Raw genomic sequence first — 25,611 nt, 5'->3', positions numbered from 1 at the left:
TCACGTGGCACTCCCCGGCATTAAATCCCCTGCCGGGATCAGCCGCCGAAGTCGGTGGCGTAGGTCGCGCCGCCGCCGCCGGTCGGCGCGCCGTTGGCGACCCCGATGCCGATCATCTTGAACTGGCGGGCGAGGATGTTCTGACGGTGCCCGGCGCTGTGCATCCACGCCTTGACCATCTCGCGCGGGGTGGCCAGCGAGCCCTCGCCGTAGCCGATGTTCTCGCCCACCGTCCACGAGCGGCGCGACTTGGTCCAGCCGGTGCGCTTGATGCGGGTGACGAAGGAGGCGCCGGACTTGGAGGTGTGGTCGAAGTAGTGCTTGGCGACCATGTCGCCGGCGTGACCGCGGGCGGCGCGGCTCAGGCGGGTGTCGTGACGGAGGCGGCGGAGGCCGCGGATCGTGCGCTCGTGGTTGAGCAGGCAGAGCGTCGTGTGCGCGGTCTTGGCCTGGCCGAGCGTGGCCGGGCTGCTGTCGGCGCCGGAGCATCCCTTCGCGTTCGCGGCGGCCGGGGCACCGGCTGCGGCGGCGAGGGCGAGCAGGGACGAGACAGCGAGACGCTGCGCATTGCGGCGCATGAAGGAGACCTCCGACGGACGGGACGGATTCAGTCGCTCCCCAGGACCAATGGGAATACCTGCGACCTAGGAGATCCGTCGGCGTCCGTTGAAAGTCCCTTTAGCCCCCTCCCCCGGTCGGGGGAGGACACTTGTCAAGTGCTCACACTCCGCGAGGTGCTGTTAGTGCTCCCGGACGGGCCCGTGTACGTGCCGCCGCCCGCCGATCCCGAGGTGCTGCCCGAGCCGGAACGGCTCTCCGCGCCCGCGGTGTGGCCCGAGGCCGTGGCGGGCGTCGCGATGGGGACGCTGATCGCCGCCCACGTCAAAGGGCTGTCCGCCACCCGCGGGCTGACGTGGCGGATCGCTCCGGACCTCGCGATCGCGGCGTTCGAGCGCAGCGCGCGGCACCGCTCCGCCCGCGTTCGCGGTCTGACCCCCGGGACCGCGCCGACGCCGCGGTCCTCTCGGACGGTCGCGGCGCTCATGCTCGGCCTCGGCCTGCTCGCCGCGCGGCGCCTCGGGCCGCCGAGCTGGGAATACTGGCTCGCGGGCCGGCTCGTCCGCGAGATCGACGAGCGCCGCTCGTGGCGGCGCGCGTTCAGGTGACGGCGATCTCGCCGCCGAGCTTGAACGGCGGCGTCAGCTCGACGTCGTCGCCGGACCAGAACTTGCCCGGGTCGTACCACGTCATCGGCCGGTCGTCGCCCAGCAGGCCCATGTGCTGCAGGGTCGCGGCCACGAGCTCGGCGCAGTAGATCGTCTCGCGCGACACCTCGCGCCGGCGCAGCCGGCCCGTCGCCCACCCGGCGGCGAGCCTCGGCGTCGTCGGGAACGGCTTGCCGTTGTACTTGTCGATCGTCTCGATCAGCCGATTCTCCTGCTCGCGCGTGACCGAGCCGCCTTCCAGGTGTCGCACCCACGCCCGCTGACCGTACTTCTCGTCCCACGTACGCACCGCGTCCTCGAGCTTGTGCAGCTGCACGCCGCGGTGGCGCTCGCCGGTCCACGCGTCCGGGAGCGACTTGCCGAGCTCGGCGTGCCACAGCAGCGGCGGCATGTCGTCGAGCGCGATCGCCATCCCGACGTGGTTGACGGGGCTGTTGGTCACGGTCTGGATGGCGCGATCGGCGAGCGAGCGCCCGCGGAACAGCCAGATGTCGCCGGTCGAGGTCGTGGCGACAGCTTCTTCAAAGGGCAGCGACGAGGCGTTCACGGCCGGTAAGGTACGCGAACCATGAAGGCGCGATGGAAGCTCCTCGGTCTCGCCGGCGCCGCCGGCGTCGCCGCGACGGGCGCGGTGGTCGCCCGCAACCGCCGCCCGCAGTCGGACTACTCGCCCGACGAGCTGCGTGAGCGCCTGCGTTCGCGCCTGGAAGAGGTGCAGGCCGGCAACGAGAACGCCGCGCCGGTCGTGCCCCCGAAGGACTGAGCGTCGAACCCGGCTCCGACCGCCGGTCCAATGCGCGCCGGGCCTCCCCCGAATTGACTCCCGTATGAGGGTCAAATGAGACGAGGGGGACCGAATGAGACTGGCACGTCTCGCGGCGCTGACGTGCGCCGTGGGCGCGATCTGCGCGACGCCGGCACACGCGGCTGAGCCGATCCTGGACCTGGAGACGCTCGACGGCCCGACGGCCGAGGCCATGATGGCCAACGGGACGCTGACATCGGTCCAGCTGACGCGGGCGTACATCGCGCGGATCGCGGCCCTGAACAAGCGCGGGCCGGGGCTCAACGCGGTCACGCAGCTCAACCGGGAGGCGTTGAAGGACGCGGCGCGGCTCGACGCCGAGCGCAAGGCGGGCAAGCTGCGCGGGCCGGCCCACGGGCTCCCGGTCCTGCTCAAGGACCTGATCGACGTCAAGGGCATGTACACGTCGGCCGGCAACTACTCGCTGCGCAACTCGTTCCCGGAGACCGACTCGGGCGTGGCCAAGAAGCTGCGCGAGAGCGGCGTCGTGATCCTCGGCAAGCTCGGCCTGTCCGAGTACGCGAACTCCTTCGGCAACCAGCCGTCGGGCTTCAGCAACCTCACGGGCCAGGTGATCCACGGCCTCGACGCCGACCAGAACCCGTCCGGCTCCTCCTCGGGCTCGGGCACGGCGGGCGCCGCGGCGCTGTCGATGCTGACCGTCGGCACCGAGACGTCCGGGTCGATCATCTCCCCCTCCAGCGCCCAGTCGCTCGTCGGCCTGCGACCGACGGTCGGGCTCGTGGCGGGCTATGGCATCGCGCCGATCCGCGCGTCGCAGGACACCGCCGGCCCGATGGACCGGACCGTCGCCAACGCCGCGATGACACTGCAGTCGATCGCCGGGCCGGACCCGATCAACGACGCCTACTACCGCGAGTACTGGGGCGCGCTGAACCCGGCCTCGGTGGTGCCGCCCGCGCCGCCCACGGTGCCGAACTACATGAGCGCGCTCGACGTCAACTTCGTGCGCGGGAAGCGGATCGGCTACAACGGCTCGACGCCGCAGATCCTCGAGGCCAAGGCGGCGCTGGAGGCGGCGGGCGCGATCCTCGTCGAGCGGCCCGTGATCGACCCGGGCGCGATGCCCGCGCTGGCCGGCGGCGGCGAGCAGCACATGGCGATCGACCTCTACTACAAGCGGCTCGGCGCGAGCGCGCCGATCAAGTCGCTGGCCGACGAGGTCGCCGACAACACCGCCAACGAGCACGAGGCGCTCAAGTTCGGCAACTCGAGCCACGCGAACGCCCTGGCGGTGCCGTGGGGGCCGGGCACCGAGTACACGACGCTGTTCAACACCAACCTGCCGATCCGCAAGCAGATCGCCTGGTCGGGCATCGACCGGATGATGAACAACGACACGCCCGCTGACACCAGCGACGACTTCATCGCGATCCTCGGCAGCGTCAACAACGGCCCGCTCGCCGGCTACCCGCAGGTCACCGTCCCGATGGGCTACAACGACACCCAGCGACGCACGGTCAACGTCAACTTCCACGCCAACGCGTACAAGGAGCGCGACCTGCTCGGCGTCGCGTATGTGCTCGAGCAGGCGACCAAGAAGCGCAAGACGGCGTCGTCGCTGAACCCCAGCATGTACCGCTGCGCGAAGACGATCCCGGCGCCGCCGTTCGCTTCGCGCGGAGGCTGCAACCCCGACTACGAGGCGGCGATGAAGCTCGTCGGCGGGCCGGCGCCGACGCTGCCCTTCTCGCTGGAGACCGAGTCCGTCGCGTCGCTGAAGGCCCGTATCGCCGCCGGGACGTTGACATCGGAGACGCTGACGAAGGCCTACCTGGCGCGGATCGCGCTGGCCAACGCTGAGGGTCCCTCGATCCAGGCCGTGCGGTCGCTCAACCCCAACGCGGTGGCCGAGGCGCGTGCCGCGGACGCGGCGACCGGGCCGCGCGGCCCGCTGCACGGCATCCCCGTGCTCGTGGACGACTTCGTCGACGTGGCCGGGCTGCCGACGACCGGCGGGTCGATCGCGCTGCAGAAGTCGCTGCCGGGCGCGGACGCCGCGCTGATCGCCCGGTTGAAGGCGGCGGGCGCGATCGTGCTCGGCAAGACCAACGTGTCCGAGCTCGGCGGGCTCTTCGACGCAAACATGCCGGAGGGCTACTCGTCGCTCGGCGGGCAGGTGCTGCTCCCGTCGGATACGGACAAGACGCCCGCGGGCTCGGCGGCGGGCGCCGCCGCGGCGACCGCGGCGGGCTTCGCGGCGCTCGCGGTGGGGTTGGAGACCTCGACCGACACGGCGCAGATCGTCGCCCCGGCGGGCGCGGCGGGTGTGGTCGCGCTGAAGCCGAGCGTCGGCGCGGTGCCGACCACCGGCGTGCTGCCGGTCGCGGCCTCGCAGGACGCGGTCGGCCCGATCACCGCACAGTCGCCGACGCGGCGAGCGCGCTGGAGGTGCTGACGGGCAGGTCGTACCCGCTGTCGGCGACCGCGCTCGCGGGCAAGAAGGTCGCGGTGACGAGCTCCACCGCGGCGCCCTACCCGGCCGCGATCACCGCGATCGCCGGCCTCGGTGCCACGCCTGTGACCAAGACCATCGGGACGCCGAGCCCGAACCCGCCGAGCATCGTGGCCAGCGAGTTCAAGCGCGACCTCAACGGGTTCCTCGCGCCGCGCTCGATGTCACTGCAGGCGATCATCGACTACAACGCCGCCAACCCCGTCGAGGGGCTGAAGTACCAGCAGGGCCAGCTGATCGCCGCCAATGCGCCAGACCTGAGTACCTACGAAGCGGACAAGGCAGCGGGCAAGGCGGGCGCGGCGGCGCTGATCGACGGATTGTTGAGCGATGCCGACGTGATCATGGTCCCGTCGGGCGACGCCCTCGTGGGCGTCGCCGATCGCGCCGGCTATCCGGTGCTCACGGTGCCCGCGGGCTACGGCACGGCGGGCGCGGGCCGCAACCCGATCGGCGTAACCTTCGTCGGCACCGCCGGCGGCGAGGCCGCGCTGCTCGCGGCGGGCTACGCCTTCGAGCAGGCGACGAACGTCCGGCTCGCGCCGAGCTGGACGAACCCGAGCATGTGGCGCTGCGTAGCCGGGTCGACGTTCTTCTCCCCGCACCACTGCCACCCGGGCGACCTGCTCGGCGACGTGCCGAACGGGCCGACCGAGACGCCGGTGCTCGGCGACGTCGGTGGCACGGTGCCGGCGACGCTGTCGCTCACGCTCGGGGCGGCGCCGAGCTTCGGCGCCTTCACGCCGGGCGTGGCGAAGACGTACACCGCGTCCTCGACGGCGACCGTGATCAGCACCGCCGGCGACGCCGCACTGAGCGTCGGCGACCCGTCATCCGTCGCGCCGGGCAAGCTCGTCAACGGCACGTTCTCGCTCCCGGCCGCGTTGAAGGCGAGCGCGTCGAGTCCGCTCGGCACCTCGGCGGGCGTGGCCACCGTCAGCGGTGCGCCCAGCACCCTGTTGACCTACACCGGTCCGGTCAGCAACGACGGCGTGGCACTGACGTTCCTGCAGGACATCGGCGCGAGCGACCCGCTGCGCACCGGTACCTACGCCAAGACCCTGACCTACACGCTGTCGACGACGACGCCGTGAGACCGCACGGGAAGACGTCGCGCGCTCGCGACGTCTTCCCGTGAAATGCCTACGAACACCTGGAGCGCTCGCGGCCATCTCGAGAGCCTCGGCGTCGACCACGCGACCCTCACGCACAAGGACGCCGTGACCTTCAGCTACTCGCTGCACGGCTGGCAGCTGTCGCCCGCTACCCCCGCGGGCGCGCCGCCGATCGCCGCCCGCGTGTGGCTGTTCGCGGCGTTGAACACCCGCGGCGGCTACCGGGCGCCGGAGTCCCCCGGCCATCCTGCTGACCTCGAGGACGGGGGCGCACCCGTCGACTCAGTGGTGCTGATGGCGTTGATCCAACGTCACTTCCTGCGCGAGCCCGCCGCCGGGTGGGAGGACGGCGCGCTCGCCGCGGCGCTCGGGCTGGACCACGAGGACTTCGCCCGCGCCCAGCGCGTGCTCGACCAGTTGCTGACGCTCCCGGCGCGCAACCCGCGTCCCGCTCCGCTCGGACCCCACTGGTGGGAGAGATGAGAGCATTTCTCATCGCGAGCTGAACCGGTTCGCGGGCGCTGCGTAGATCTCCCCATGTCAATTTCGCACCGCCGAGTCGGTCTACTCGGCCTTCTCGCAGTACTTGCGGCGATGATCGCGGCCGTCACGGTCGCCACCACCTCCGACGCCGCCTCAAAGGCGACGACGGTCACGCTGAATGAGTTCAAGATCTCCGCCTCGCCCAAGAGCGTCTCCGCGGGCAAGGTCACGTTCACCGCAAAGAACACGGGCGACATGCAGCACGAGCTCGTGATCATCAAGACCTCCACGAGCGCCTCCAAGCTCAAGGTCTCCAAGAACCGCGCGTCCCAGAAGGGCTCGGTCGGCGAGATCGAGGACATCGGGGGCGGCAAGAGCAAGAAGCAGACGTTCAACCTGAAGAAGGGCCACTACGTGCTCATCTGCAACATCCCGGGCCACTACAAGGGCGGGATGCACGCTGACTTCACCGTGAAGTGAGTTCGGCACTACCCGGCGCCGATCGGGCGGGTGACCGCCCGCCCGGCCGGCGCCGGCGGAGCGAAGGTGCTCGGTCGCGCCCAGGGGACAGTGGTGTCGACCTGCGTAAGCGCGCACGGATGGCCGACCTGTTCCTGATGCGGCAGATCATGGTCGACACCCGGCACGATCGCCGAATTCCGGCTTCACGGCTCCCACCCTGTCTTGGAAGACTGATGGCTCCGCCACGCACGCGCGCCTGCGTGGAACGGCCCGCTGCCCGTCGGACCGGAGCGGTTTCACCGCGTCCGCGTCGCGACGGTGAGCAGGCACTGACGTGATCGCCGGGCCGGTCGACACCGCGCTCCTCGTGGGGACCTGCTGGTCACCGCGGGCGCGGGATGTGGCAACGAGCCTCGGCGTCGAGGCCCTTCGCGACGATCGGCCGGCGGTCTACGGCTTCGACAGGAGCGAGAACCGCAGCTGCAGCGCCGGGTCGAACGTCTCCTGAACGCCCTCGACGCCCGTCCGGACCGCGGCGATCTGCTTGCGCTCCCAGAGCGGGAGCAGCGGGACGTCGCGGGCGAGCGCGTCCTGGAGCCGGCCGAAGAGCGCGGCGCGCTCGGCGGGCTTGGTCGACGCGTGCTGGCGGTCGAGCAACCCGTTCACCGCGGCGTTCTCGTAGCCGTTGCCCATGAAGCCTCCGTCGCGCAGGAACGGCGAGAGGAAGTTGTCGCCGTCGGCGTAGTCGGGGAACCACCCGAGGCCGTACGCGGGGTACTCGTGCTGGTCGAAGGCGGCTTCCTTGTACGCCTCCCACTCCTGCGAACCGACCTTCACCGTGAAGAGCCCGCTCGACTCGAGCTGACGGCGGATCTCGGCTGTGCCGGCCGCTTCCTCCGGCCCGTACTGGGCGGGCGTGTACCAGGCCTCGAGCGCGACCGGCGTCGTGATCCCGGCGGCCGCGAGGGTCGCCTGCGCGTTCGCGACGTTCGGCGCTCCGTACGTCGTCTGGAACGCCGGTTTGGCTCCATAGAGCGCCGCGGGCAGCAGCGAATAGAGCGGCGTCACCGTGTCGGCGTAGACCGTGCTCGCGAGCGCGGCGCGATCGATCGCCTGCGCGATCGCCTGACGCACGGCGACCGGCACCCGCCTGACATCGAAGACGAGGTAGTGGATCTCGGCGCCGGGGCCCTCGAGCACCCGGACGCCCGCGGCCGCCTCGGTGCGCAGCTGGGCGATCTCGGCCGCCGAGAAGCCACGCCAGGCGACGTCGATGTCACCCTGCTCGACGGCCTGCTTGAGCCCGCTGCCACTCGAGTAGTAGTTCACGAGGATGTTCGCGGTCTTCGGCTTGCGCCCCGTGTAGCGCGTGTTGCGCGAGAGCGCGGCCTGCTGGTCCGCCGTGTACTTGTCGAGCTCGTACGGCCCGGAGCCGACCGCCTTGCGGTCGGCGAGGAGGCGGCGCGCCGGGAACACCCGCCTCGGCACGATCGCCGTCGCGGTGTGCGTGAGGATGAACGGCCACGTGCCGTCCGCGCGGCGCAGGTGCATCGTCACCGTCTTCGCCCCGGTCGCGTCGACCCGCGCGAGGTTGGAGAGCAGCGACGAAGGTCCCAAGGGATCGGCGATCCTGCGCACCCGGTCGAACGAGAACTTCACGTCGGCCGCGGTCAGCCGGTCGCCGTTGGCGAACTTCAGCCCGCCGCGCAGCGTGCACACGTAGGTCTTCGCGTTCTTGAACGCGCAGCGCTTGGCCGCGTCCGGCTCGGGCTGGTTGCCGCCGGCCGGGATCGCCAGCAGGTTCTGGTAGAGGTTGCCGATCAGCTGCTGCGAGCCGAGGTCGTAGGAACCTGCGGGATCGAGCGACACCACGCGATCGGTCGTCCCGACGATGATCGTGTGCGCGGCGGCCTGCGCACCCGCCGGGACGCTGAGGAGCGCGACGAGTGCGAGACTCGCGAGTGTTCCGAACTTCCTCATCGGTGGCGCGAGTCTACTGCTCGCCCTCACGGACCCCCGAAAGCTCAGGGTGGATGAGCGCGAAGTTCAGGGCTGACACCCTGTGTGGGTCGCGCCTACGCTGGCGGGATGATGCGCTCGAGACTCGTCCTGGCGGCGTTGGTGACCGTGGTCGCGGCGGCCCCCGCTCAGGCGGTGTCAGGCGGGGCGACGATGCCGATCGCACAGGCTCCGTATGTCTCCTGGCTCGGTGGGCGGTGCACCGGCACGCTGATCTCCCCCACGCGCATCCTGACCGCGGCGCACTGCATCGACGGCGCCGACATCGCGGACGCGCAGGTCCTGGTCGGCGTCGACGGCAACGCGCAGACGAGTGGCAGGGGCAAGCTCGCCGTGGCCGTCCGCGGGTACACCGTGCACCCCAAGTTCAAGGAGTCGTTCCCCTTCGCGCACAAGCGCCCGCAGGACGCGATCGCCGTCAACGACGTCGGCATGATCCTGTTGAAGAAGCCGATCCGGACGATCGCGCCGGTGCGCGTCGCCGGTGCCGGCGACGCCGCGCTCGAGGCGCCCGGCACCGCCGCGACGATCCTCGGCTACGGCGACACCGCTCCGGACGGCCCGACGGGCCCGGGGCCGAAGGCCCCGCTGCAGCAGGGCGCGCTGAGCGTGCTCGGCGAGAGCGACTGCGCGAAGGCGTACCCGAAGGCGATCGAGGCCACGATGCTCTGCACCGCCGACGGCGTCAGCATGGCGCCGCCGTTCGTCATGGCGTGCCCGGGCGACAGCGGCGGGCCGGTGATCGTGCAGACCCCGACCGGTCCGGTGCAGGTCGGGGTCACCAGCTGGGGGGCGGAGGTGATGGAGGTCGGCTGCGGCCAGCAGCGGCTGCCGGACGTCGCGATGCGGGTCTCGTCCTACGCCGCGTTCATCAACCAGGCAAACCCGGTCATCGAGCCGTACACCACCGGGGGCTTCCGTCACACGCGCATCGTCGGCCGGGCGCGGATCGGGAGCACTGTCACGTGCACGGCGCCCAAGCTCGGCGGCGCCCCGGCCAAGCTGTCCTACGAGTGGTCCGTCGGAACCAACACCGGCGGCTTCCTGGAGCTCCGCCACGAGCACGGGGCGAAGTTGAAGATCACCAAGGCGATCTACGCCAAGGGCCGCCCCACCTCGCACCGCATCCTGTTCTGCATCGCGACCGCGCGCAACGCGGGCGGCAGCCTCAACGCCGGGCTGACCTCCACGGAGATGAAGAAGAGCTGAGTGTCATCGGCGTCTGACGTCATGCGTCGACGGCGCGCGGCGACCTTCACGATCGGTCGCGTCCAGGCCGAAACAGACGGGGATGCCACGACGAATCGCCATGACGGCCGGCGCGGTCACGATCCGGGTCGTCGACCAGAAGGTCCAGCTCGCGGGGACGACGGTCCCCGTGCCGGACGCGACGATCACGTTCTCGCCGACCGCGACCGTCGCGACCACGAGCTTGGACCCTGCCGGCGGCGCGTGGAACACGACGGTCCCGAAGGGTCTCGGCGGCAACACCTTCCTCTCCGGCGCGGGGCTCGGCGTCGCCGCGGGGCTGCCCGGCGGCCTGAACCCCGTCACCTGGAGCGGAAGGTTCCTCACGGACACCCCGGGCGTGAACGTGAGCTGGCAATGGGCGGCGGCGGTCTACACCGCGTTCGGCACGGACTTCGACCTGCTCGGCGTCAAGCCCACCGATGACCCGAAGGCGAGCGTGTACCGCAACTCCGACCACGCCGGGACCCCGGAGGCCTTCAAGGCATTCGTCACCGGCGGAGCCCGCGGCGGCGGCGGATCGAACTTCACGGGCAGCTACAGCGCGACGGGCTCCGTCACGCCGTGTCTGGTGGCACCGCCCGACCCGGGCGAGGAACCGTCCGCCGGCTGATCGAGGTCACGCGGACCCGCGATAGCGGTCCGCCACCTCTTCGATGTAGCCGGTGAAGAGCGTCGCGAGGTCGGCGTCGTCGAACACGAGGACGTTCTCGGCGTTGCGGGTGGCGTTGAGCGAGAAGTTGAAGCTGCCGGTGATGACGGTGTGGTCGGCGACGATCAGCTTGTCGTGCATGAAGTTGTGCGCGTTCTGCGGGGAGTAGGGCAGCGACGGCTTGGCGACCAGCGGCCTGGTCGTCGCGTCCAGCAGCGCGACCTTGGCCGTCTGGCCGGTGCGTCGCCAGTTGGCGCGCACGTTCTCGGTCTCGCCGCGGTCGTAGGTGCCGCCGACGTCGAGGCCGGCGTCGATCTGGGCCTTGATCGCGGCGAGGATGGTCTGCGAGGAGGTCACCATCGAGGCGATCCGCAGCTGCTCGGTCGTACCGGCGACGATCTCGGCGATCAGGGCCTCGATCGCATGGCCCTCGCCGGGGGCGAACGCGTACCGGACGGCCCGGTCGGCGACGACGGCGGTGCCGATGTCGCCGGCGCCGCTGCCGGCGATCCGCCCGCTCGTCCAGAGCTCGTCGAAGTCGCGCGTGTAGGCGGCCGCGAGCTCGGGGCAGTGGCTGATCACGAGGATGTTGTTCTCCTGCAGCGCCCACGCGTCGACGGTGAAGTTCGTCGACCCGGTCCAGATCGCCGCCCCGTCGGCGGCGCTGTCGCGGACCATGTACTTCTGGTGCATGATCTGGTTGCCGGGGTCGATCGCCTCCTCGCTGATCGCCTTCGCCTCGACCTGCTGGTGCAGGCCGGCGCTGTCGCGCAGGAAGTGATCGGTGCCGACCGGCGCCGGGTCGCCGCCGGCCGTCCGGAACTGCTTGAGGATCGGGCCGTCGGAGGCCTCCAACGACTTGTCGTACGCGATCCGCACCGTCACCCCGCGCGCGGCGGCGCCGTTGATCGCGTCCACGATCGTCTGGCGGACGCGGTCGATCTCCAGCCGGAAGTCATAGATGCAGATGTCGAGGCTCGTCCGGGCAGCGGACACGAAGTGCGCGAACGCGTCTGCGACGTGCTGGGCCTGCCCGGCGATCCGGTCCTGGTGCGGCTGCTCGACGAGCGGCTTGGCGACGACCTGGACGCCGCACTGCGTGAGCAGGTAGGGCTTGATCGGGCCGAGGGCCCGCGGGCTGGTGAAGGCCACGACGCTCGCTCCTGTGCTCGGTGTCGTTGCACCGACGCTAACGCCGGGAGATGAGGCGCGCAAGACTGTGCGTGTGACTTCTCCGCAGACGCTCAGTGAAGCCGACCGGCGGATCGTCGCGCTCTGGGCCGCGGACTGCGCGGAGCGGGTGGTCGGCCTGTTCGAGGTCGAGGCCCCGGCGGATACCCGCGCCCGGGAGGCGATCGCCCGCACGCGGGCCTTCGCTCGCGGCGAGGTCGACGTCGCGGACGAGATCCGCCGCCGGTTCGCCAATCGTGTCACGGCGGGCGAACCGCTCGCTCCCGCGGCGGTGGCCGCCGCGCGTGCGGCCGGGCAGGCCGCGGCAGTGGTGCATATGGGCGCGCACGCCCTCGGAGCCGCCGCATACGCCGCCAAGGCGACCGGTCTCGCCGCGCCCGAACAGCCGGACGCCGTCGGTGAGGAGATCCGCTGGCAGTTGGGTCACATGTCCGCGGAGGTCAGGGCCGCGTTGCGGCAGCTCCCGCCCGTCGGCGAGGACCGGTCCGGCCCGCTTGGGCCGGGGCTGCTGGCATCGGGGGTCCTCGGCACGATCGTCCGCGACCTGCAATCCGGTCTGACGGCGTAGCGTGCGTCTCGCGCTCCTGCTCGCCGTCCTGATCGCCGCCACCGGCGGCGCCTTCCTCCTCGGGCGTGCGACGGCGAACGCCGATCACACCGCGCGTCCCACGCCCGGCACGTACGACGCCGGCTACCTCGCGGGCCGCGAGGACGCCTTCTCCGGCTACGACGGCGGGTGGGTCCTCGGTGACGCGTACATCGTCACGTTGCAACGCGGCGGTCCGGGCATCACGTATCGCTTCGCACGGCGCTGGCCGCTCCTGCCCGGACACGAGTACCGGACGTGCGACCAGGACATCATCTGCAGCCGGCCCGCCCACTGAGGTGTTGGGCCCCGCCGGAGCGGGGCCCAACGGTCATCACCTCACGGGGATGTTCACCGAGTCGGTGTAGATGTTCTCGTCGTTGGCCTGGGCCGCGTTGGGGGCCGACGCCGTGCAGACGCTGGGCGGCTGTGTGACGTTGCCGGCCGAGTCGCGGCAGACGAAGAGGTCCGGGTCGCGGGTGTCCATCCACGCCGGATGCGCGGAGTCGTCGGCGCTAAGGCCGCTGTAGTCGCCGAAGAACAGGCCTCCGAACTCGGACGGCGGCGCCATCGAGGCGGTCGTGACCCGCGTCGTGCCGAAGTTGGAGCCGTCGCGGGTGCCGGAGACGCTGAGGTCCGAGAACCCGGTCTGCTCATCGTTGCCGTAGGCGCGGTCGTAGTACGAGACCGCGAGTCGACCACGGTTGTCGAACGCCGCCCACTGCCAGTACTGGTCGGCGCGCTCGTCGCCATCGCGCACGGACGGCAGGGTCCGCACGTCAGCCGAGGAGCCGGTGAACGACCTCCCGGCGTTCGTGGAGCGACTGATCAGGATGTCGTTGCTGCACGCGCCCGCCGTCTTGACGCCGGTGTAGAGCGGCTGGAACGTGTCCGGGTTGTAGCCCTGCGGCACGCACGGCGTCCGCTGGCGCTCGTTGGAGTGCCGGTTGATGTAGGAGCCGAAGGTCACGTCGATCTCGCTCGGATCGCGTGGGTTGACGGCCGCCGACGGGTAGTTGGTCGCGCGGAAGAACGAGTTCGCCGTCTCGCCCTTCTCCGGCACGCACGCGACGCCGGGGTCCTGGCCCTGGTAGGTGACGCAGTCGGGCAGGTCGTAGTAGTCGGAGACCTTGACGGGGGCCGAGAAGCTGTTGCCGCCGTCGGTCGATCTGGCGAGCAGGACCTGGGCACGGTTGTCGATGCCGACCGCCGGCGCGGCCTGCCGATCGGCGCCGCCACCCTCGTCGTCACCCTCCCCCGGGCGCACGCCGGTCAGGTTGTAGTTGTCCCAGACCACGTACAGCGCGCCGTCGGGCCCGGTGAACGGCTGCGAGAACTGGTTGGTGTTGCACGTGCCCTGCGGGGTCGCCGCTCCCTGCGTGTTCGAGCACAGCGCGCTGGTCGTGCTGACCAGCTTCGGCGTGCTGAAGCTCTCGCCGTAGTCGCGGGAATAGGCCTCGTAGATGTACGAGGTGCCGTCGGCGGCGAACAGCGTCCACGTCACGTACACGCGGTCCTGGAACGGGCTCCCGCGCTGGTCGTCGACGGTCATGTACTGCTTGTCCAGGAGCGCGTCACCGGCACCCGCGACGTCATTGAGCTCGGCCACCGGGCGGGCCGGGAAGTTCCACGACGCGCCGCCGCTGCCGGTCGAGCGGAAGACGTAGAACGCGCTCGACTGGTCCGGGTTGTTGGAGACGGCCGTGCCCCGCATGAACATCTGACAGGACAGGTAGGCGTTGCCCTTCGTGTCCCAGGCGACCGAGGTGTCCCCGCCGGCCTGCCAGTACTGACGCGCGGCACCGCCGAAGCTCGCCCCGCGCGTGAACCCCATCGGGGGCGTCGAGTCCTGCCAGCTGCGCCCTCCGTCGGCGCTGTAGGACGTGTAGCAGTTGCCGTCCCCACGGCGATAGTCGTTGAACGACGACACCATCCGTCGCGCGTCACCCGGGTCCTGGGCGATCCCGGTCTCGTTCTGCGCCTGCCCGCGACCCTGCAGATCGGGATCCGTGAGGTTCAGGCAGTTCTGGTTGACCCGCACGTTGGACCCGCGATTGACCGGGCACCCCGTCAACAGGCTGCGTTGCTGCGCTTGCCCGGGCTGCAGCGAGCGGGCGTTTGGCGCCAGGCCGGCGCGCTGGTCGAGCGCCGCCCGGGCGAACCCGGACACGAGCCGCTGCTGCATCGGCGTCAACGCGTTCAGACCCGACGCCTGCGCATCGGACGTGCTCCGGCCGGTGCCGAGACCGGCGACCGGTGCAGCCGCGGCAGCGACCGCCAAGAGGGAGACCGGTAGTAGGAAACGCCGCATGCACTCCTCCTCCGTTCGACTGCACCACGCTACGCCTCGGCGGCTTCGATCCAGATGAGAACGCCCGAACGATCCGGATTCAGAACAGGCTTCGAAGTCGGCGTCGCTGATCCAGGGACGATCGTGCGGACTCGGTCTACCGGGCGAGCAGGCCGTTGAGCGGGCGTTCGATCACGCCGCGCCGAATCGGCACGCACGCGGGCGGGAAGTCCTGCCGGAACCGCACCGGCGCGCGGTCGAGGAACTCCTCCAGCCGCTCCGCGGCGCCGCCGGCGACGTCGTGGAGCACGAGCAGGGTCCACTCGCGCGTGGCGCACTCGCGCAGCGCCCGCTCGACCCACAGCGTGTCCTTCCAGTCGCCGGGGACGGCGTTCCAGAGCACGCACGTGTAGTCGCCGTCGACGAGCGTGTCGACGGCGTCCGAGCTGAGCAGCCCGCGCTCGAGCTCGCCGCCCGCCCCGGACGGCCGGAACAGCCGGTCGGGATGTGACAGCGCGCCGATCGCCTCCTGCGTGGCGAGGATCTCGCAGCGCGCGTCGTCCGCGGACCCCAGCGGCCGCGGATGCGTGAGCGTGTGGTTGCCGATCCAGTGCCCCTCGGCGGCGGCGCGTTCGGCCAGCTCACGATGCGCGCGCAGTTGCTCGCCGACGACGAAGAACGTCGTCTTCAGCTCGCGCGCGCGCAAGATGTCCAGGACCCGGGGCGTCGCCTCCGGGTCCGGACCGTTGTCGAAGGTGAGGGTGACGTCAGGCGACGCTCGCAGGCTCCGCGACGGGCGCCGGCGGCGCCTTCTTCTTGGAACGCGGCCGCGGATTGACGAGCGGCGTCAACTCGGACTCGAGCTTGGCGCGAAGCGGCTCCACTCGAGGCGAGAGGCAGAGACGGTCTCCGAGGTCTTCGAGCTTCTCGTCGAGTTGAAATCCAGGCCCCGTCGTGCAGATCTCCATCCGCCCTCCGGGTGACATCGTGTAGCAGCTGTCGAAGAAGTAGTGATCGAAGATCTTCGTCCACGGGCGCAGTCCCTCATTGGCCTCGTCGCGGGCGCGCTGGGTCTCCTCGCCGTCGCCGGCGTCATAGGCGATGTGATGCCACACGCCGACGCGGCCGTCGTTGGACGGGCGGCCGGTGGGCTCGGAGAAGTACCAGCGACCGGAGCGCTCGCCGTCGAGCACGAGCCGGTTGCCGTCCACGCGGAACCCGAGGTGGGCGCCGAACGGGGCCTGCTCCTCGATCGTCGTGTAGGAGCGCGCGCCCTCGAGACCGAGGATGCGGTGCTCGGCGGGGATGTCGTCGGCGTCGGCGACCAGCGGCTTGTCGGTGGAGTCCGAGACCATCAGCTCGACCTCATGGCCCTCCGGGTCCCAGAAGACCAGCGACTGGGGCGAGGTCGGATCGAGGCGCAGCAGCTCGGAGTGGTGCTGGTTGGCGATCAGCCGGTCCATCCAATACTCGAGCGAGGCGTAGGAGCCGACGCGCAAGACCATCCGGTGGATGTCCCCGTCGCCGGGGACGCCCTGCGGCGCCTCCTTGAACTCGAGGAAGGTGACGACCGAGCTCGGGTTGCCCTCCTCGTCGCCGAAGTAGGTGTGGTAGCGGAACGTCGTCTCGAAGTTGAGCGTGTTCTTGACGAACCGCATGCCCATGACGCGACACCAGAAGTCCACGTTGGTCACCACGTCGCGGGTGACGCCGGTGAAGTGGTGCGGTCCCTTGAGCGGTTGCTTCATACGCGTCTCCTCCTCGAGTCTGCCCGCAAAATTTGCACAATCGATATTACGCGTCAATACTGACCGCCGGATGACGCTCATGGCGCCCCGCACGATCGCCGGCCAGGTCGCCGAACGCCTCAAGGCCGAGATTCTCGCCGGTGAGCGGCCCGCGGGCACAAAACTGCGCCAGGTGGAGATCGCGCAGGCCTACGGCGTGTCGACCACGCCGGTCCGCGAGGCGCTGGCGATCCTGCAGCGCGAGGGGCTCGTCCAGCACAGCGCGCAGCGCGGCGCGGTGGTCTTCCTGCCCAGCGTCGAGGACCTGCGCCACCACTACGAGATCCGCGCGGCGCTGGAGTCCCTGGCCGCGGCCAAGGCCGCCGAGCGCTTCGAGACCGAGTGGGCGACGCCGCTGGAAGCGATGCTGGACGAGATGCGCACCGCGCCGCCCGCCCCGCGCTACATCCAGCTCAACCAGACCTTCCACACGACGCTCTACGAGCACTCGGGCCGCCCGCAGCTGGTGACGATGATCGCCGCGCTGCGCGACGCCTCCAGCGCCTACCTGCACATCTACCGGGCGCAGTCGGACTTCCCCGTCGCCCGGCTCGACGCCGAGCACCGCGAGATCCTGCAAGCGTGCGTGGCGCGCGACCCGCAGCGCGCCGCCGCGGCCACCCGCACCCACCTCGAGAACACCGTCGAGCACGTCGCGTCCAAGCTATGAAGCGCTCCACCGAACGCATCCTCACCACCCACGTCGGCAGCCTCCCCCGCCCCGACGACCTGATCCGCACCATGTTCGCCAAGCAGGAGGGTGTGCCGATCGACCACGCCGCCCTCGAAGTCCGCACCCGCTCGGCGGTCGCGGAGACCGTGGGCAAGCAGCTGGCCGCCGGGGTCGACGTCGTCTCCGACGGCGAGATGAGCAAGCCGTCCTACGTCACCTACGTGATCGACCGGCTCGACGGCTTCGGCGGCGAGAGCCACCCCGTGGAGACCTACTCCGACCTCGACGACTTCCCGGTCCTGCACCGCAAGGTGTTCGGCGACCCCGGCCGCTCGCGGCGCCGGCTCCCGGCCTGCGACGGGCCGATCACGGTCCGCGACCCGGAGGCGGCGAACATCGACGTCGAGCACCTGAAGGCCGCGCTGCCGGAGGGCCAGGAGGCGTTCCTGAACGCCGCGTCGCCGGGTGTCATCGCGCTCTTCTTCCGCAACGACCACTACGCGACGCGCGAGGAGTACGTCCACGCCATCGCGGAGGCGATGCGGGTCGAGTACGAGGCCGTGACCAACGCCGGGATCATCGTCCAGATCGACTGCCCGGACCTGGCGATGGGCCGCCACATCCAGTTCGCCGGCGCCTCACTCGAGGAGTTCCGGCGCGAGGCGGCGCTGAACATCGAGGCGCTCAACCACGCCACCCGCAACATCGACCCGGACATGCTCAAGATGCACGTCTGCTGGGGCAACTACGAGGGCCCGCACCACTGTGACGTCCCGTTCAGGGACATCGTCGACCTCGTCTTCACCGCCCGCCCGAGCGCGATCGCCTTCGAGGCCGCCAACCCGCGTCACGCGCACGAGTGGGAGATCTTCGAGGACGTCAAGCTGCCCGACGGGAAGGTGCTGATCCCGGGCGTGCTCGAGTCCAAGGCCAACTTCATCGAGCACCCGGAGCTGATCGCGCAGCGGATCCGCCGCTACGCCGACCTCGTCGGAGCGGAGAACGTGATGGCCGGGTCAGACTGCGGCTACGGCACCTGGGTGGGCCAGGCCGCGGTCGATCCCGACGTGGTGTGGGCGAAGCTCGCCGCGCTCACAGAGGGCGCGGCGATCGCCTCACGCAAGCTCTTCTGAGACCGCCTTCGCGCCCTCGACCAACGACTGGAGCTTCCCGAACGCGGACTCGCGCGTCAGGTACTTCATGCCGCAGTCGGGGGCCGCGACGAGGTTCGTCGTGTAGGGCAGCGCGCGCCGGAGCCGGTTCGCCACCGTCTCGCCGCTCTCCACGTCCTCGGTGTCGAGCGCGATGACGCCGAGGATGATCGTCTTGCCGTTCAGCGCCGCCAGCACCTCGAGGTCGAGCTCGGCCTGCGCGGACTCGATCGAGATCTGGTCGACCGGCGCGTCGGCGAGCTCCTCCAGGAACCGGTACGCGCGCTTGTGGCCCGGGACGAACAGCGGGTAGCCGAAGCAGATGTGCAGCGCGGTCGTGCCCTTGAGGCCGTCGAGCGCGCGGTGCAGCGTGTCGATGCCATAGTCGCGGGCGGCGTCGGCGCGCGACTCCATCCACGGCTCGTCGAGCTGGACGATGTCGATGCCGGCCGCGTGCAGGTCCTCGATCTCGGCGCGGACCACGTCGGCGAACGCGTAGGCCACGTCGCGCTCGGACGCGTAGTGGTCGTTCTGCGCCTGCTGGGCCATCGTGAACGGGCCCGGGATCGTGACCTTGGTCAGGCGGTCCGTGTTCGCGCGCAGGAACTCCGCGTCGCGGGCGAGGATCGGGCGCGGGCGCTCGATGTTGCCGACGATCCGCGGCACCGGGAAGGGGTTGCCGTTGCGGTCCAGGGTCTCCCCCGGGTTGTCGACGTCGACGCCGTCGAGCGCCATCACGACCCGGTTGGAGTAGCTCTCGCGGCGCTGCTCGCCGTCGGTGATGACGTCCAGGCCGGCGCGCTCCTGGTCGCGGATCGCCATCAGCGTGGCGGCGTCCTGGGCCTCCTCGAGGTGCTGTTCCTCGACGCGCCAGAAGTCCGCGGCGCGAATCCGCGGGGGCTGACGCCCCCGCAGCTTCTCGCGATCAAGTAGCCATTGCGGCTGGGGATAGGACCCCACGAGGCTCGTCAGCATCGTGGGGACCTTAGAACTACGGCTGTGTGGTGCTAAGCGTGAACGTGAGCGTCTTGGAGTAGTTGCCGGTGCGCAGCGCGTCCGTCGGCTTGATGAGCTGCTTGAACGTCACCGTGACGTTCTCGTTGCTCGTCGGGCCGGTCCAGCTGGACTTGCTGAAGGACACCTGCAGCGGCTCCGGCAGCGCGAACGTGCCATTCATCAGGTGGCCGGGGTCGCTCACGCTCAGCGCCGCGTCGCCGGCGGTCGAGGTGATCGTCGCCGTCGCGTCCGCCGTGTAGGTCTTCTCGACGCCCGGGGCGAACTGGCCGAAGCTCGCGTTGGAGCCGATCGTCAGCGCCAGCGTCGCCGGGACCGTGCCGGCGACCGGGACGTTCGGGACCGTCGTGCTCTGGAAGAACGTCGTCGGCGTCAGCGTCGGCTTGACCGTGCCGAACAGCCACTGCTGGAAGTACGTGTCGAGCTTGCTCAGGTTGGCCTGCACGAAGCCGGCCTTCTCGGCCGCGATCTGCTTGGTCATCGCGATGAACGCGGCCGTGTCGGCGTTGCCGTGGCGATAGGTGGTCTGCCAGGACTTCAGCAGCGCCTGGAACGCCGGCTCGCCGAGGATCTGACGCAGGCCCTCGATCATCGTCGCCGGACGGTTGTAGACCGGGAAGTTCGTGAACAGCTCAGCCGCGTTGGGCAGGTTGGCCGGCGGGATCGTCCAGTTGTTCGAGGTGCGGTTGTAGTTCGTCAGGAACTGCGCCTCGGGCGTCGCGGCGTTGTTGAACTTGCTGCCCCAGTTCCACGAGAACCAGGTCGCGAAGCCCTCGTTGAGCCAGATGTCCGTCCACTGCTTGAGCGAGACGCTGTTGCCGTACCACTGGTGCGCGATCTCATGCGACAGCGTGCCGAGGCTGATCGAGGCCGACGGGAAGTGGATCTTGGTCTGGACCTCGAGCACGTACCCGAGGCTGGACGGCAGGCGGTCGGCGACCGCGCCGATCGAGTCGAACGGGTGGGCGACGCCGTTGTACTCGGCCTCGAACGCGACGATCTGATCCTCACGCCCCGCGGCGGTGTTCAGCGCCGTCTTCTGCGCGGTGGTGAACGTGCTCTCCCAGGCGTTGTAGAGCCCGAGCGCGTTGCCGCTCGCCCCCTTGGCGGTGGCGCCCGTGCCGATCGTGAAGTCGAAGACGCCGACCGTGGCCGTCGTCAGGTACGTCGCCGTGGGGTAGCCGTCGTGCCAGTTCCAGGTGCGCGTGCCATCCGCGTTGAGCGCCGGCGGGTTCGGCCCCACGAGCTCGCCGTTGCCGAGCGCCGTGTGCGTCGCCGGGACGGTGATGTGGAAGTCGTACGTCGCCTTGTCGGCGGGGTGGTTGTTGTTCGGGAACCAGGTCATCGCGCCCATCGGCTCGTTGACCACGAACGACCCGTCGGAGGTGCGGATCCAGCCCTCGAAGGACTCGTCCGGGTCCTCCATCGCGGTGGGCGTGCCGGCGTACTCGACCACGACGTGGAAGACGCGGTTGGTGTTGATGCCCGCGGCGGGGGTGACGATCAGCTTGTTGCGGTACCGGTCGGCGCCGGCCGGGTCGCCGTTCTCGCGCGTGAACGTCGCGGCGACGCCGTCGATCGTGACCCCGGTGACGTTCAGCCCACGGAAGTCGAGCGCGAACTCCGACAGGTTCTGCGTCGCCCGCAGCGTGATGTCGGCCTTCGTCCCGGCGTTGAAGGTGTTCGCCACCGGGTCGTAGTTGAGCGTCAGGTCGTAGTTCAGGGCGTCGTAGCCCGTGTTGCCGAGGTACGCCAGCTCAGGCAGCCTGTCGCCGAGCGAGCGTCCGCCTGGCGTGTATGTCTGCGCACTCGCCGACGCGGTGAGCGCCAGGCTGGCGAGAATGCCACCGATGGCGGCCCAGGACCGACCTCGCATCCAAACCCCTCTTCCTCATTGGCGCGCGGCGATCCGTACCGTCGCGCCTTTTGAGCGCCGAACCTACCGTGAGCGGTGAACGAGAGCAAGATTGGTCGTTGATGAGACTCCTCAACGACCCTGATACGTCTCGAGTATCACTGCTCCCGAAACTCGATATTGGACCAATCACTTAGCTCGGCGTACATTCTCTCTCGACGACTTGGTGGCTCCCCACCTCGCAGCGGTGCCGGTACATATCTCTCCTCCCCGGTGCCGAGGCGACGTCAATTGCGTGCTGGCCCCCGCCGACCTCTCTCTCCTTCGGCGGGGGCCGCCGCGCGTGCCTTCTCCAGGAAGGACGTGAGCACCGGCGAGTCGTCGGTCGCCCGCCAGGCCATCGCCAGCTTGACCGCGGGCGCGTCGCCTTCCAGCGGCCGGTAGGTCACCCCGTGGCGCACGAGCGCCCGCACCGACTCCGGCACCAGCGAGATGCCCACGCCCGCCGCGACGAGCCCGATCACGGTCTGCATCTCCGAGGCTTCCTGCACGATCCGTTCCTCACCGCCGAGTTGGGCGATCGAGGTCGCCAGCGCCGCCCTGAGGCCGGGTGAGCCGGCGGGCGTGAGCAGGACCAGCGACTCGCCCGTGAGGTCGGTGAGCGGGACGATCGAGCGTTGCGCGAGCGGGTGCACGTCCGGCATCGCCACGACGACCTGCTCCTCGAGCACGGTCTCGAAGCTCAGCCCGGGCCAGCGGCCGGGGGTGCGCAGGAAGCCGACGTCGAGGCGCCCGTCGTCGAGCTGGCGCAGCTGCTCGGTCGTCCCGAGCTCATGCAGGCGCAGCGCGATGTCCGGCGCGGTCTCGCGGAACGCGCGCAGCAGCTCCGGGACGAAGCTGTACATCGCGCTGCCCACGAAGCCGACCGCGAGGCGACCGACCTCGCCGCGTTGCACGCGTCTGGCCTGGCGGGACGCGTCCTCGACCGCGTCGAGGATCTCGCGCGCCCGCACGAGGAACGCCGCGCCGGCCGCGGTGAGCTCGACCTTGCGCTGGTTGCGGATCAGCAGCTGCGCGCCCACCTCCTCCTCGAGCTGGCGGATCTGCTGGCTCAGCGGCGGCTGCGACATGTGCAGCCGCTCCGCCGCGCGGCGGAAGTGCAGCTCCTCGGCGACGGCGATGAAGTAGCGCAGGTGTCTGAGCTCCATTGGGAGTCATCATGGTGGCGACATGGATGAGTTCCACGCGCGCGACGGCATGATCCGGCTCGGCCAGCTGCTCAAGGCGGCGGGCCTGGTCGACACGGGCGGTGAGGCCAAGCTGGTCCTCGCCGACGAGCAGGTGACGGTCAACGGCGAGGTCGAGATCCGCCGCGGCCGGCAGCTGCACGCGGGCGATGTGGTCGTGCTGGGCGAGGAGTCCGTCAGGCTCGTCTGACGACCGCGGCCGTCTGGGTCGCCATCTCGAGCTCCTCGTTGGTCGGGATCAACAGCACCGTCACCGGGGAGTCGTCGGGCGAGATCACCGTCTCGCCCTTCTGGTTGCGGGCGGGGTCGATGGCGATGCCGAGGCGCTCGAGGCCTTGCAGGGCGCGCGCCCGGACCACGGCGTCGTTCTCGCCCACGCCGGCGGTGAACGCGATCGCGTCCGCGCCGCCGAGGGCCGCGAGATAGGCGCCGACGTACTTGCGGATGCGGTAGCAGTAGACGTCCAGGGCCAGCTCGGCGGCCTGGTCGCCGGCGTTCACCCGCCGCTGGACCTCGCGCATGTCGTTGTCGCCGGCGAGGGCGAGCATGCCGGAGCGGGAGTTCAGGACCGCGTCGATCTCGTCGGTCGACAGGTTGCGGGTCCTTCGCACGTGCAGGACGAGCGCCGGGTCGACGTCCCCCGAGCGCGTGCCCATGACCAGGCCCTCGAGGGGAGTCAGGCCCATCGAGGTGTCGATGCTGCGCCCGGCGGACACCGCGCTCGCGGACGCTCCGTTGCCGAGGTGCAGGACGATGACGTTCGCGTCCGGGTTGCCGATGAGGCGGGCCGCCTCGCGGGAGACGTACGCGTGCGAGGTGCCGTGGAAGCCGTAGCGGCGGACGTTCCACGAGCGCGGGACGGCGTAGGTGAAGGCGCGCGGCGGGAGCGTCGCGTGGAAGGCGGTGTCGAAGACCGCGACGTGCGGCACGTCCGGGAAGGCGCGCCGGGCGATCTCGATGCCGTCGGCGTTCGCCGGGTTGTGCAGCGGGGCCAGCACCGAGAGGTCGCGGATCGCGGCGACGACCGCGTCGTTGATCAGTACCGGCGCGCTGAAGCGCTCGCCGCCGTGGACGACGCGGTGCGCGACCGCCTCGACGGCATCGACGGGTGCCTGTTGCAGGACGCCGTTGAGCGCCGCGGCGTGGTCGGTGACCTTCTGCACGGTGCCGGACCCGAGCGTCTCGCCCGAGTCGACGTCGATCACCGACCACTTCAGCGACGACGAGCCGCAGTTGACGACGAAGACGCTCACTGGCCGGCTTGGATCGCGGTGATCGCGACGGTGTTGACGATGTCGTGCACGGTGGCGCCGCGCGAGAGGTCGTTGACCGGCTTGTTCAGCCCCTGCAGCACCGGCCCGATCGCGATCGCGTTGGCCGACCGCTGCACGGCCTTGTACGTGTTGTTGCCCGTGTTGAGGTCGGGGAAGATGAACACTGTCGCGCGACCGGCGACAGCGGATTGCGGCAGCTTGGTGCGGGCGACGCCCGCGTCGACCGCCGCGTCGTACTGGATCGGCCCCTCGACCGACAGTTCCGGCTCCCGCTCGCGCACCAGCTCGGTCGCCTCGCGCACCCGCTCGACCTCCGCGCCCGCGCCCGACGATCCCGTCGAGTAGGAGAGCATCGCCACGCGCGGCTCGATGCCGAACTGCAACGCGGTCTGCGCCGACGAGATCGCGATGTCGGCGAGCTGCGCCGCGTCCGGGTTCGGGTTGACCGCGCAGTCGCCGTAGACGAGCACACGGTCGGCGAGGCACATCAGGAACACGCTCGACACGATCGAGACGCCGGGCGCCGTCTTGACCAGCTCGAAGCTCGGCCGGATCGTCTCGGCGGTCGTGTGGGTGGCGCCGGAGACCATCCCGTCGACCAGTCCGAGCGCGACCATCATCGTCCCGAAGTAGGAGACGTCGCTGACCACGTCGCGTGCCTGGTCCACCGTGACGCCCTTGTGGGCGCGCCGCTGCGCGTACTCGACCGCGAAGCGCTCCAGCAGCTCGGGCTCGGCCGGGTCGACGATGTGCGCCCCGTAGAGGTCGAGCCCCAGCCGCGACGCCGCGCCGCGGACCTCGGGTTCAGGGCCGAGCAGCGTGAGCTCGACGACGCGCCGGCGCAGCAGGATGTCCGCCGCCCGCAGCACCCGCTCGTCGGTCCCCTCCGGGAGCACGATGTGCCTGTGTGCCGCCCGTGCGCGGTCGAGCAGCGTGTACTCGAACATCAGCGGGGTCACCGCGTTCGAGCGCGCGACGTCGATCCGGTCGAGCAACTCGTCGCCGTCGACGTGGGTCTCGAACAATGCGAGCGCCTTGGTGATCTTGCGCGGCGCGTCGCGCGTGATCGCGCCCTCGCGCGCGCTCGCGAGCGAGACCGTCTCGTAGGTGTCGTGCTCGGTCAGGATCACCGGCACGATGCCGCCGAAGCTCCCGAGCGCGTTGAGCATCAGCTCGGGCGGCCTCAGCCCGCCGGTCAGCACGACACCCGCGGGCGAGGGGAGCTGCGTCGACGCGTGCGCGAACATCGCCGCCAGCAGCACCTCCGCGCGGTCGCCGGGCGTGATCAGCACCGCTCCGTCGGTGATCCGCTCCATCAGGTTCGGCAGCGTCATCGCCGCGACCGTCAGGTGCAGTGCCTCGCGCCCCAGCAGCTCCGGGTCGCCCGCGATCACCTCGCCGTGGCACGCGGCCGCGACCTGCCCGACGGTCGGCGCCATCAGCAGGTCGACCTCGGGGAGCGCGTAGACCGGCGGGTCGGCGGTGGGTGCCGCGATCGCGTCGACCTCGAAGCCCCGCACGCGGTTCGCCACGACGCCGATCACATCCGGCCCCCAGCGCCGCCAGGTCGTCAGGCCGACCGAGATCGCGGTCTCGATCTCCTCCGGCGTGCGCTCGTGCCCGGTCACGACGAGCAGCGCGGGAAGCCCGAGGTTCAGCGCCACCCGCGCGTTGAACGCGAGCTCTGACGCCGTCCCCGCGAAGTCGGTGCCGACGACGAGCACCCCGTCGCACTGCGCGGCGAGCGCCCGATAGCGGGCGACGATCTCCTCCAGCGCCCCCGCCTCGTCCGCCCGCACCTCGTCATACCCGACGCCGCATGACGCCTCGTACGGCACCCCGGCCGCCCCGAGCGGCCGCAACAACTCGATCAGCGGATCGTGCTCGGGATCGGCGACCACCGGCCGGAACACCCCGAGCCGCTCCACGCGGCGTGTGAGGAGTTGCTGCACACCGAGCGCGACCGCGGACTTGCCCGTCGCGGGCTCGCACCCCGCCACGTAGACGCCGGGAGTCATGGCGGGCAGCGTTTCAGATCTAACTTCAGGGCGACGTCC

25 protein-coding genes are annotated in these 25,611 nt (G+C 70.6%); 13 read left to right on the top strand and 12 right to left on the bottom strand.

The features are described from left to right. Positions 1–38 precede the first annotated feature (38 nt). Entirely contained in the window at positions 39–578 is a 540-nt protein-coding gene (locus G569_RS0129870) for a CAP domain-containing protein (RefSeq protein ID WP_028066138.1), read from the bottom strand. A 138-nt stretch (positions 579–716) separates the two neighbouring features. Here G569_RS0129870 and G569_RS63155 point away from each other — a divergent pair, with 138 nt between their 5' ends. Further along, positions 717–1,166 carry a hypothetical protein gene (locus G569_RS63155; RefSeq protein WP_157592415.1) on the top strand — a complete coding sequence of 150 codons (450 nt, stop codon included), beginning with the start codon at positions 717–719 and terminating at the stop codon, positions 1,164–1,166. Here G569_RS63155 and G569_RS0129860 read toward each other — a convergent pair. Beyond that, positions 1,159–1,773, bottom strand: a complete 615-nt coding sequence (locus G569_RS0129860; RefSeq protein WP_028066136.1) for a C40 family peptidase — start codon at positions 1,771–1,773, stop codon at positions 1,159–1,161. The two genes, G569_RS63155 and G569_RS0129860, sit on opposite strands and share 8 nt — an antisense overlap. A 21-nt stretch (positions 1,774–1,794) precedes the next feature. Between G569_RS0129860 and G569_RS52675 the strand changes: the two genes are divergently transcribed. From G569_RS52675 to G569_RS0129835, 5 genes are all read left to right on the top strand, one after another. Next, positions 1,795–1,989, top strand: a complete 195-nt coding sequence (locus G569_RS52675) for a hypothetical protein (RefSeq protein ID WP_037500524.1) — start codon at positions 1,795–1,797, stop codon at positions 1,987–1,989. Positions 1,990–2,083: 94 nt separating this feature from the next. Beyond that, positions 2,084–4,450, top strand: coding sequence for an amidase family protein (locus G569_RS59230; RefSeq protein WP_053227163.1), 2,367 nt, complete (start codon positions 2,084–2,086; stop codon positions 4,448–4,450). Next, the gene (locus tag G569_RS59225; protein WP_028066135.1) at positions 4,444–5,601 is read left to right on the top strand and encodes a hypothetical protein; all 1,158 of its coding nucleotides are present in this window, start codon (positions 4,444–4,446) and stop codon (positions 5,599–5,601) included. The genes G569_RS59230 and G569_RS59225 overlap by 7 nt, the downstream gene beginning before the upstream one ends. A 45-nt stretch (positions 5,602–5,646) precedes the next feature. Further along, on the top strand, positions 5,647–6,105 hold the full coding sequence (locus tag G569_RS0129840; RefSeq protein WP_028066134.1) for a hypothetical protein: 459 nt from the start codon (positions 5,647–5,649) through the stop codon (positions 6,103–6,105). A gap of 111 nt (positions 6,106–6,216) precedes the next feature. Then, positions 6,217–6,585, top strand: a complete 369-nt coding sequence (locus G569_RS0129835; protein WP_028066133.1) for a sulfocyanin-like copper-binding protein — start codon at positions 6,217–6,219, stop codon at positions 6,583–6,585. Between the two features lie 432 nt (positions 6,586–7,017). On the opposite strand, the gene G569_RS0129830 is transcribed toward G569_RS0129835, so the two are convergent. Next, the gene (locus tag G569_RS0129830; RefSeq protein WP_028066132.1) at positions 7,018–8,547 is read right to left on the bottom strand and encodes an ABC transporter substrate-binding protein; all 1,530 of its coding nucleotides are present in this window, start codon (positions 8,545–8,547) and stop codon (positions 7,018–7,020) included. Positions 8,548–8,655: 108 nt separating this feature from the next. On the opposite strand from G569_RS0129830, the gene G569_RS0129825 reads away from it, so the two are divergent. Both G569_RS0129825 and G569_RS0129820 read left to right on the top strand, forming a co-directional pair. Further along, positions 8,656–9,795, top strand: a complete 1,140-nt coding sequence (locus G569_RS0129825; protein WP_037500249.1) for a S1 family peptidase — start codon at positions 8,656–8,658, stop codon at positions 9,793–9,795. Positions 9,796–9,877: 82 nt separating this feature from the next. Further along, positions 9,878–10,447 (top strand): hypothetical protein, encoded by a 570-nt coding sequence (locus G569_RS0129820; protein WP_157592414.1) that lies wholly within the window; start codon positions 9,878–9,880, stop codon positions 10,445–10,447. A gap of 6 nt (positions 10,448–10,453) precedes the next feature. Here G569_RS0129820 and G569_RS0129815 read toward each other — a convergent pair whose 3' ends face one another. Beyond that, complete coding sequence (locus G569_RS0129815) at positions 10,454–11,638, bottom strand: phospholipase D-like domain-containing protein (RefSeq protein WP_028066129.1); 1,185 nt, start codon at positions 11,636–11,638, stop codon at positions 10,454–10,456. 73 nt (positions 11,639–11,711) lie between these two features. Between G569_RS0129815 and G569_RS0129810 the strand changes: the two genes are divergently transcribed. Next, complete coding sequence (locus G569_RS0129810) at positions 11,712–12,245, top strand: putative immunity protein (RefSeq protein WP_028066128.1); 534 nt, start codon at positions 11,712–11,714, stop codon at positions 12,243–12,245. Position 12,246: 1 nt separating this feature from the next. Continuing rightward, complete coding sequence (locus tag G569_RS0129805; RefSeq protein WP_028066127.1) at positions 12,247–12,561, top strand: hypothetical protein; 315 nt, start codon at positions 12,247–12,249, stop codon at positions 12,559–12,561. Positions 12,562–12,597: 36 nt separating this feature from the next. Here G569_RS0129805 and G569_RS0129800 read toward each other — a convergent pair whose 3' ends face one another. The 3 genes from G569_RS0129800 to G569_RS52660 form a co-directional block, all read right to left on the bottom strand. Further along, the gene (locus G569_RS0129800; RefSeq protein ID WP_028066126.1) at positions 12,598–14,574 is read right to left on the bottom strand and encodes a hypothetical protein; all 1,977 of its coding nucleotides are present in this window, start codon (positions 14,572–14,574) and stop codon (positions 12,598–12,600) included. Positions 14,575–14,710: 136 nt separating this feature from the next. Further along, positions 14,711–15,337 carry a polysaccharide deacetylase family protein gene (locus tag G569_RS0129795; RefSeq protein ID WP_028066125.1) on the bottom strand — a complete coding sequence of 209 codons (627 nt, stop codon included), beginning with the start codon at positions 15,335–15,337 and terminating at the stop codon, positions 14,711–14,713. Further along, positions 15,321–16,301 carry a VOC family protein gene (locus G569_RS52660; protein ID WP_053227162.1) on the bottom strand — a complete coding sequence of 327 codons (981 nt, stop codon included), beginning with the start codon at positions 16,299–16,301 and terminating at the stop codon, positions 15,321–15,323. The genes G569_RS0129795 and G569_RS52660 overlap by 17 nt, the downstream gene beginning before the upstream one ends. Positions 16,302–16,371: 70 nt before the next feature. Here G569_RS52660 and G569_RS0129785 point away from each other — a divergent pair, with 70 nt between their 5' ends. Beyond that, a complete protein-coding gene (locus tag G569_RS0129785) occupies positions 16,372–17,010 on the top strand; it encodes a GntR family transcriptional regulator (RefSeq protein ID WP_028066124.1) in 639 nt (212 codons plus the stop codon). Further along, positions 17,007–18,146 (top strand): cobalamin-independent methionine synthase II family protein, encoded by a 1,140-nt coding sequence (locus G569_RS0129780; RefSeq protein WP_028066123.1) that lies wholly within the window; start codon positions 17,007–17,009, stop codon positions 18,144–18,146. Before G569_RS0129785 ends, G569_RS0129780 begins: the two co-directional genes overlap by 4 nt. On the opposite strand, the gene G569_RS0129775 is transcribed toward G569_RS0129780, so the two are convergent. From G569_RS0129775 to G569_RS52650, 3 genes are all read right to left on the bottom strand, one after another. Then, a complete protein-coding gene (locus G569_RS0129775; protein WP_028066122.1) occupies positions 18,129–19,139 on the bottom strand; it encodes a 5-methyltetrahydropteroyltriglutamate--homocysteine methyltransferase in 1,011 nt (336 codons plus the stop codon). The two genes, G569_RS0129780 and G569_RS0129775, sit on opposite strands and share 18 nt — an antisense overlap. A 16-nt stretch (positions 19,140–19,155) precedes the next feature. Continuing rightward, positions 19,156–21,054, bottom strand: a complete 1,899-nt coding sequence (locus G569_RS52655) for a M1 family metallopeptidase (protein WP_053227161.1) — start codon at positions 21,052–21,054, stop codon at positions 19,156–19,158. A gap of 266 nt (positions 21,055–21,320) precedes the next feature. Continuing rightward, positions 21,321–22,241, bottom strand: a complete 921-nt coding sequence (locus G569_RS52650; protein ID WP_053227160.1) for a LysR substrate-binding domain-containing protein — start codon at positions 22,239–22,241, stop codon at positions 21,321–21,323. Between the two features lie 22 nt (positions 22,242–22,263). Between G569_RS52650 and G569_RS0129760 the strand changes: the two genes are divergently transcribed. Continuing rightward, positions 22,264–22,470, top strand: coding sequence for an RNA-binding S4 domain-containing protein (locus tag G569_RS0129760; protein WP_028066121.1), 207 nt, complete (start codon positions 22,264–22,266; stop codon positions 22,468–22,470). On the opposite strand, the gene G569_RS0129755 is transcribed toward G569_RS0129760, so the two are convergent. Continuing rightward, entirely contained in the window at positions 22,457–23,533 is a 1,077-nt protein-coding gene (locus tag G569_RS0129755; RefSeq protein WP_028066120.1) for an acetate/propionate family kinase, read from the bottom strand. The genes G569_RS0129760 and G569_RS0129755 overlap by 14 nt on opposite strands. Then, entirely contained in the window at positions 23,530–25,572 is a 2,043-nt protein-coding gene (gene pta, locus G569_RS0129750; RefSeq protein WP_028066119.1) for a phosphate acetyltransferase, read from the bottom strand. The genes G569_RS0129755 and pta overlap by 4 nt, the downstream gene beginning before the upstream one ends. Positions 25,573–25,611 lie beyond the last annotated feature (39 nt).

Source organism: Solirubrobacter soli DSM 22325 (assembly GCF_000423665.1).
Lineage (GTDB): Bacteria > Actinomycetota > Thermoleophilia > Solirubrobacterales > Solirubrobacteraceae > Solirubrobacter > Solirubrobacter soli.
The sequence above is the reverse complement of the archived record's forward strand: the minus strand, read 5'-3'. Positions and strand labels throughout refer to the sequence as shown.